This window comes from Martelella sp. (assembly GCF_984369615.1).
Genome location: NZ_CFHTCS010000285.1, coordinates 1 through 5730, shown reverse-complemented (window position 1 = coordinate 5730; position 5730 = coordinate 1). Strand labels below are relative to the sequence as shown.

Annotated in this window: 6 protein-coding genes; 4 read left to right on the top strand and 2 right to left on the bottom strand. The window is 61.6% G+C overall.

The features are described 5' to 3' along the window. Both glnA and hspQ read left to right on the top strand, forming a co-directional pair. Positions 1-1271: type I glutamate--ammonia ligase (gene glnA / locus AC5DC2_RS18275; RefSeq protein ID WP_491699502.1), on the top strand; the 1271-nt coding region annotated here is incomplete at its 5' end. Positions 1272-1423: 152 nt separating this feature from the next. Continuing rightward, positions 1424-1753 carry a heat shock protein HspQ gene (hspQ, locus tag AC5DC2_RS18270; protein ID WP_024707844.1) on the top strand — a complete coding sequence of 110 codons (330 nt, stop codon included), beginning with the start codon at positions 1424-1426 and terminating at the stop codon, positions 1751-1753. Positions 1754-1837: 84 nt separating this feature from the next. Here hspQ and AC5DC2_RS18265 read toward each other — a convergent pair whose 3' ends face one another. After that, the gene (locus AC5DC2_RS18265; RefSeq protein ID WP_024707843.1) at positions 1838-2491 is read right to left on the bottom strand and encodes an invasion associated locus B family protein; all 654 of its coding nucleotides are present in this window, start codon (positions 2489-2491) and stop codon (positions 1838-1840) included. A gap of 255 nt (positions 2492-2746) precedes the next feature. On the opposite strand from AC5DC2_RS18265, the gene AC5DC2_RS18260 reads away from it, so the two are divergent. Continuing rightward, positions 2747-4564: an extracellular solute-binding protein gene (locus tag AC5DC2_RS18260; protein ID WP_491699501.1), complete on the top strand. Its 1818-nt coding sequence runs from the start codon at positions 2747-2749 to the stop codon at positions 4562-4564. 176 nt (positions 4565-4740) lie between these two features. After that, entirely contained in the window at positions 4741-5412 is a 672-nt protein-coding gene (locus AC5DC2_RS18255) for a DsbA family oxidoreductase (RefSeq protein WP_491699500.1), read from the top strand. Here the strand turns inward: AC5DC2_RS18255 and AC5DC2_RS18250 are convergent. Beyond that, positions 5409-5730 (bottom strand): TRCF domain-containing protein (locus tag AC5DC2_RS18250; protein ID WP_491699499.1); only part of this gene is annotated, 322 nt, incomplete at its 5' end. The two genes, AC5DC2_RS18255 and AC5DC2_RS18250, sit on opposite strands and share 4 nt — an antisense overlap.

Below are 5730 nucleotides of genomic sequence, written 5' to 3'. Positions count from 1 at the left end.
ACGGCATCATGTTCGACGGTTCGTCGATCGCCGGCTGGAAGGCCATCAACGAGTCGGACATGGTCCTCATGCCCGATACCGAGACGGCCCATATGGACCCCTTCTTCGCACAGTCCACCATGGCTGTTTTCTGCGACGTTCTCGAGCCGCTTTCCGGTGAAGCCTATAACCGCGACCCGCGCGGCACGGCCAAGAAGGCCGAAGCCTATCTGAAATCGACCGGCATCGGCGACACCACCTTCTTCGGCCCCGAGCCCGAATTCTTCGTCTTCGACGACGTCCGCTTCTCCGCCGAACCCTACAATACCGGCTTCCAGCTCGACAGCACCGAACTGCCGTCGAACGCCTATACCGAATACGAAACCGGCAATATGGGCCACCGTCCGCGCACCAAGGGCGGCTATTTCCCGGTTCCGCCGGTCGACAGCGTCCAGGACATGCGTTCGGAAATGCTGACGGTCCTCGCCGAAATGGGCATCACCGTCGAGAAGCATCACCACGAAGTGGCCTCGGCCCAGCACGAGCTGTGCATGGTCTTCGACACGCTGACCCGCATGGCCGACAAGACCCAGATCTACAAGTACGGCGTCCACCAGGTTGCCCATGCCTATGGCAAGACCGCGACCTTCATGCCGAAGCCGGTCTATGGCGACAACGGCTCGGGCATGCACGTGCACCAGTCGATCTGGAAGGACGGCAAGCCGACCTTCGCCGGCGACGAATATGCCGGCCTGTCGGAAACCTGCCTCTATTACATCGGCGGCATCATCAAGCACGCCAAGGCCATCAACGCCTTCACCAACCCGCTGACCAACTCCTACAAGCGTCTGGTCCCGGGCTTCGAGGCTCCGGTTCTGCTCGCCTATTCGGCCCGCAACCGTTCGGCCTCCTGCCGCATTCCGTTCGGCTCCTCGCCGAAGGCCAAGCGCGTTGAGGTTCGCTTCCCCGATCCGGGCGCCAACCCCTACCTCGCCTTCGCGGCCCTGATGATGGCCGGCCTCGACGGCATCAAGAACAAGCTGCACCCCGGCGACGCCATGGACAAGGATCTCTACGACCTGCCCAAGGAAGAGCTGAAGGAAATCCCGACGGTTGCCGGCTCCCTGCGCGAAGCGCTCGAGAGCCTCGATGCCGACCGCGCCTTCCTGACGGCCGGCGGCGTGTTCGACGACGACCAGATCGACGCCTATATCGACCTGAAGATGGAAGAAGTGCTGCGGTTCGAAATGTCGCCGCACCCGGTCGAATTCGACATGTACTATTCGGTCTGATTTCAGCCCGGGCAGTCTTTAAGACAGCTCAAGACCGGCCGCCCTTTGGCGACCGGTTTTCTTTTTGTTTTCAAGAGCTTTTGCGGCAAATCCGATGCGCCTCTTGCAGTCTCCGTGGTGCGTTTCCATATAGTATTCGAAAGGAAATGCTCATGAAGATACGCGAAGCGAAATACAATATCGGCGATATCGTCCGTCATCGTACGCTTCCCTTTCGGGGCGTCATATTCGATGTAGACGCGGAATTCTCCCGCACCGATGACTGGTATAATTCCATTCCGCCGGAAATCCGGCCTGACAAGGATCAGCCTTTCTATCATCTCGTCGCCGAAAACGACGAGAAGGGCTATGTGGCCTATGTCTCGGAAGGCAATCTCGAACATGATCTGAGCGGCGAACCGTTGCGCAACCCGCAGATCGGCGAGATCTTCACCGTCACGGACAATGGCCAGCTTGCACCGCGTTACGCAGTCTCCCACTGATGCGACGCGGGCGATGCCCTCTACATGAAAAGGCCCGGTTGCCATGAGGCAACCGGGCCTTTCTTTTTGTACGGATCTGCCGGATCAGTTGCCGCCGGTGGCGCTCTGCTGGGCTTCCTCGATCTTCTTGCGGCGGTCGACAGCCATCTTCTTGATCGATTCATCAAGGTTGCGCTGGCTCTCGACGAGATCGGGCTGGCTGATCGGATCGCCGTCAAAGGCGGCGGTGAAGCCGCTGAGGGTCACGTCGACCGGGTTCGGCTGCTGACGAACGTTGACCGAGGTAAAGGTGACCTTGCCGCCGCGCTTCATGGCGTTTACCAGCGTGTCGGTCAGCGGCGCCTGGGCGATGCACTGCTCGTTGGTGCACAGCGCATAGTCGACCCGCTGCGGGTTGGCATTGTCGATCTGCATGGTCACGCCGGCCGGGATCACGCGGAAGGTCGGCACGGTGATCTGCAGCATCGGCTGGCCGTTGCCGCCCTGGGGCGTGATCAGGCCGACGGCGGTGAGGACCTGGCCGTTTTCGGCGCGGGCATAGTTCTGGACGATGCAGACATTGGCCTGACCATTGTCGTTACAGGTCTTGAACCAGCCCTGCGTGGGCAATCCGTTGCCCTGCTGGGCCGCCTGCTGGGCTGGCTGCTGGTCCTGGGCCGAAGCGCCGCCGGCGGAGATGCCGGCAATCGTGAAAGCGCAAACCGCGACATGCTTCAAAAATCTGGCGCGTGAAAGCATGAAATTTCTCTCCTGGTTCGTCTGCATGAGGTCAATGGTGCTGGAACCTGCATGCCTAATGTTACCGAAATGCGGCAGACCATCCCTCATTCGGGCCTCAACCGCCAGTGTTTCCCCTGATATCGTCACATTGGTTCGTGTTCCACCCCCGAAAACGTCTAAATTGCCGCGAGACGGCAGAATCCCGCCCGTATTTCGCAAGGCGCGGCGCCCATGCTAGTCTCGGGCATCAAAGGATCAAGACAGGACGAATCGATGCGCATCATTGTTCCTCTCCTCTTTTCCGTGGCATGGGCGGGTGCGGCCGCCGCCGATCCGCTCTATGGCATCGCCATGCACGGCGACCCGGCGCTTTCGCCGGACTACGAGCATTTCAGCTACGTCAATCCCGATGTCAAGAAGGGCGGCGAGATCACCTATGGCGTGGTCGGGTCCTTCGATGCGCTCAACCCCTTCGTGCTGAAGGGCATGCGCTCATCCGCCCGCGGCCTGTGGGAGGAGGAGTTCGGCCATCTCGTCTACGAGCCGCTGATGAAGCGCTCGCGCGACGAACCCTTCACCCTTTACGGCCTTCTTGCCGAAACCGCCGAATGGGACGCGGAGCGCAGCTATATCCAGTTCAACATGGACCCGCGCGCAAGATGGGCTGACGGCGCGCCGGTGACGCCCGAGGACGTGATGTTCACCTTCAACCTTCTGAAGGAGAAGGGCCGCCCGCCCTATAACCGCCGCCTCGATCTCGTCGACAGCATGGAAAAGGTCGGCGAGCGCGGCGTGCGCTTCACCTTCAACGACAAGGCCAACCGGGAAACGCCGCTGATCTTCGCGCTGATGCCGGTCTTCCCCGCCCATGCGCTGGATCCCGAAACCTTCGATACGGACACGATGGCCATGCCGCTCGGCTCCGGCCCCTACAAGATCGATCGCGTCGAGCCCGGCCAGAGGATCGTCTACGCCCGCCGAGACGATTACTGGGGCAAGGACCTGCCCTCGATGGTCGGCTTCGCCAATTACGACAGGATCACCGTCGACTACTACCTGCAGAGTTCGACCCTGTTCGAGGCGTTCAAGAAGGGCGCGGTCGACGTTTATCCCGACGATGATCCGAGCCACTGGGACCGGGCCTATGATTTTCCCGCCGCCAACGACGGCCAGGTGATCAAGGATACGTTTTCGCCCGAGACGCCGACGGGCATGATGGGCTTCGTCTTCAACACGCGGAGACCGAAATTCGAGGATGCGCGGGTGCGCGAGGCGCTGTCGAACGTTTTCGATTTCCAGTGGGTCAACCGCACGCTCTTCGACAACGCCTATCAGCGCACCGAGAGCTACTGGCAGAACTCCGCGCTCGGCGCCTATGGCAATCCGGCAAGCGAGACCGAGCGCGAATTGCTGGGCGACGCGATCGACGTGATCGATCCGGAAATCCTTGCCGGCGACTACGCCATGCCGGTCACCGACGGCTCCGGTTCCGATCGCAGGGTTCTGGGCGCGGCCGTGCGTCTTCTGGCGGAAGCCGGATACAGGATCGATGGCGGCAAGATGATCGGGCCGGACGGCAACCAGCTTGCCTTCGAGGTGATGACCACCAATTCGGCCCAGGAGAAACTGGCGCTCGCCTACCAGCATTCGCTGAACCTGATCGGCGTTGCGATGACCATCCGCACCGTGGATGACGCTCAGTACCAGAAGCGGCTCAACACCTTCGATTACGACATGATCGTGCTGGTGGCGCCCGGCTTCTATTTCACCTCGTCGCTCTCTCCGGGCGCCGAGCAGGTCTGGCGCTGGGAGACGCGCTCGCGCGACATCGAAGGCACGTTCAACTTCGCCGGCGTGGCAAGCAGCGATATCGACCGTATGATCAACGATATGCTGGAGGCGCGCTCGACCGAGCATTTCACCGATTCCGTGCGCGCCCTTGACCGGCTGCTCGTCAACGGCCACTACATGCTCCCGCTCTATCACCGGGACGGCCAGTGGGTGGCGCGCTGGAACGATATCGTGCCGCCAGAGGAAACGCCGATCTATGGCTATCAGCTGCCCACATGGTGGGATGCGACTGCGCAGTGAGGCGTTTTCTTGATGTCGGTTTCTCTCCTGCGTCATGCTCGAGCTCGACCCGGGTAGCCCGGCGGCGAGGAGATGGTAGCCTCGCCCTTCGGCACAAGCCCGCGGGGTGACACGAAGAATGATCTGGCGTTGGCGGCAAGCTGCGCCCAATGTCCGTATTCAAGGAAAGGAACGGCATGAACACCGTAACCGTCGACGCCGTCATCGATGTTGTCTGCCCGTGGTGCTATCTCGGCAAGGCGCGTCTGGACCGCGCCATCTCCGCGCTTGAGGGCGATGTCGAAGTGGTCGTGCAGTGGCGTCCCTTCGAGCTTGATTCGACCATTCCGCCGGAAGGCGTCGACAACCAGGCGATGCTCGCCGAAAAGCTCGGCAGTCCGATCCGCCGCGACGAGATGCACCAACAGCTCACGAACCTTGGCCGCGAGGAAGGCATCACCTTCAACTTCGACCGCATCCTGATCCGGCCGAACACGCTCGATGCGCACCGGCTGCTGCTGTGGGCCCACACGGAGAGCATCGCCATGCAGAACGTGGTGGTCGACCGGCTCTACAAGGCCAATTTCGAGGAGGGACGCAATCTCGGCGACCACGCGGTGCTTGCCGATATCGCCGCGGAATGCGGCATGGACCGCGAGATGGTCGCGCGGCTTCTTGCCAGCGACGCCGATATCGATGTGGTGCGCAACGAGATCGCCAATGCCGAGAAGATGGGCGTGACCGGCGTGCCCTTCTTCATTCTGAACCAGAAATACGCGCTGAGCGGCGCCCAGCCCGTCGAGGTGCTGCAGAACGCGCTGCAGCAACTGGCGACAGGCGACATCGGCAATGGAGACGGGGCCGCTTAGCCGGCTTCGGCAATCTTCGAAAGCTTGTTCATGATGATCGCGGCCTGGCCGAGGCGCTTGTCCGGCGTCGGCAGGTCGCGGTTGAAGAACACGCTCTGGTCCGGCCTGATCTTCGCCGAAACGCTCTGCTCGGCGATGAACTGGACGAGGCCCGCCGGGTTCGGGAACTCCTTGTTGCGGAAGGTGACGACGATGCCCTTCGGCCCTGCATCCAGCTTTTCGACATTCGCCGTGCGGCAGAGCGATTTGATGAACACCACCTTCAGGAGTGACTGCACCGCCTCCGGCATCGGCCCGAACCGGTCGATCAACTCGGCG

Bases quoted from the DNA above. Each gene is read 5' to 3' on its own strand.
- hspQ (WP_024707844.1), top strand. From the start codon at position 1,424: ATGAAGATACGCGAAGCGAAATACAATATCGGCGATATCGTCCGTCAT.
- AC5DC2_RS18260 (WP_491699501.1), top strand. From the start codon at position 2,747: ATGCGCATCATTGTTCCTCTCCTCTTTTCCGTGGCATGGGCGGGTGCG.
- AC5DC2_RS18255 (WP_491699500.1), top strand. From the start codon at position 4,741: ATGAACACCGTAACCGTCGACGCCGTCATCGATGTTGTCTGCCCGTGG.
- AC5DC2_RS18265 (WP_024707843.1), bottom strand. From the start codon at position 2,491: ATGCTTTCACGCGCCAGATTTTTGAAGCATGTCGCGGTTTGCGCTTTC.